The sequence below is a fragment of the Bacillus sp. AP50 genome (assembly GCF_040492675.1).
GTDB classification, from domain to species: Bacteria; Bacillota; Bacilli; order Bacillales; family Bacillaceae_G; genus Bacillus_A; species Bacillus_A cereus.
In genome coordinates this window covers 1-1,825 of sequence record NZ_JBEUTW010000347.1, presented here as the reverse complement: position 1 = coordinate 1,825, position 1,825 = coordinate 1, and the positions used below count along the sequence as shown (strand labels likewise).

Genomic DNA, 1,825 nt, shown 5'->3' with positions numbered 1-1,825 from the left:
GTATATATTTCTCCAAATTAATTAGCTATTTAAAAGTATCGAAAGATGTGTGTACACTAATGCATATTTTTTAGTGTCAATAAAAATATTATGTCAACAATATGAACTGTTACAAATCTTTATATATTATTGTGATTGATATCACATCACTTTTTTTCAATGGGTATTATGCTTAAGGTGTAATGAATGATTGGGAGAGGGTGGGATGATATGTTTTGTTATCAATGTGAACAAACGCCAGCAGGCGGATGTAAAGTAATGGGTGTGTGCGGCAAGAATGAAACGATTGCGAGTTTACAAGATACGATTGTGTTTGGGCTAAAAGGAATTGCAGCTTATCGCACACATGCTGCTCAGCTAGGATATACGGATGCATTTGTAGATGCTACAACACAAGAAGCTTTATATATGACATTAACAAATTCTAACTTTAACGAACAAGAGCATATTGATATGGCTATGAAAGTGGGGAAATCAGCTTTACGGGTGATGGAATTATTAGATGAGGCACATACGAATCATTTTGGTGTGCCAGAGCCTGTACAAATTACACAAAATCGTGTAGAAGGTAAAGCAATTGTAGTTACGGGTCATAATTTATTTGCACTAGAAGAACTATTAAAGCAAACAGAAGGAAAAGACATTAATATTTATACGCATTCTGAAATGCTACCAGCACACGGATACCCGCAGCTGAAAAAATATAAACATTTAAAAGGAAACATCGGTAAGGCATGGTATGATCAAAGACGCCTTTTTGAAAAATTTACTGGTGCCATATTAGCTACAACGAACTGTGTTATGCCAATTAAAGGCTCGTACTCTGATCGATTCTTTTCATATGACATTGCAGGTTTAGAAGGTGTACAAAAAATTGAAAATGATGATTTTACACCATTAATTCAAAAAGCACTAGAACTTCCAGAAGTACATATGGAGTCGGATGAACAGTTAGTGACAGGGTTTCATCATAATACAGTATTATCATTAGCTCCAGAAATTATTGATGCAGTAAAAGAGGGGAAAATAAAGCGTTTCTTTGTTATCGCCGGTTGTGATGCACCGGGAAAAGGCGGAGAATATTATCGTGAATTAGCAACGTCACTTCCGCCAGAAACGGTTATTTTAACAACTTCTTGCGGAAAATTCCGCTTTAATGATGTGGATTACGGTGTTGTACCTGGTACGGAAATTCCGCGTTACATTGATTTAGGACAGTGCAATAATTCAATTTCTACAGTGAAAATAGCGGCTGCTTTAGCTGATGCTTTCCAATGTGAAGTGAATGAATTGCCAGTAAGTATTGTGCTATCATGGTTTGAACAAAAAGCGGTTGCCATTTTACTCGGGCTATTTAGTCTTGGGATTCAAGATATTCGCATCGGTCCAAAGGCTCCTGAATTTATTTCACCTGGCGTGCTTGATGTATTACAAGAAACATTTGGTTTAAAACTAATTACAAATGCAGCAGAAGACATGGCTATGATGTTATCGTAACGGAAAAGATGTTTTCACTTAATTGTAGCTTTATAAATCATTTGTATGTGTGTGAGTAAACGTACATACAAATGATTATTAATAAAGAAAATCGCTATATCTATAAATTTTATAAAGCTTTTAAAGTGTAACACCACATGCCCATCACCTTAAGATTTTAAGTATCCCCAAAACGAAATTTCTACATGAATATCTATAATTTTACCTCTTTTTCATTTGATTTGAAAATAAGCTTTCTATTTTTAAAAACCAACGATACCACCTCAAATTATATGAATAAAATCCATTCATTTATTAGGAAAATGGATTGAAAATAATAAGGTAGACT

1 protein-coding gene is annotated in these 1,825 nt (G+C 34.4%); it reads left to right on the top strand.

Features of this window, described 5'->3' with window-relative positions; translation table 11 throughout:
- Positions 1 to 210: 210 nt before the first annotated feature.
- Positions 211 to 1,497, top strand: coding sequence for a hydroxylamine reductase (gene hcp / locus ABWK52_RS22000; protein WP_016512509.1), 1,287 nt, complete (start codon positions 211 to 213; stop codon positions 1,495 to 1,497).
- Positions 1,498 to 1,825: the final 328 nt, after the last annotated feature.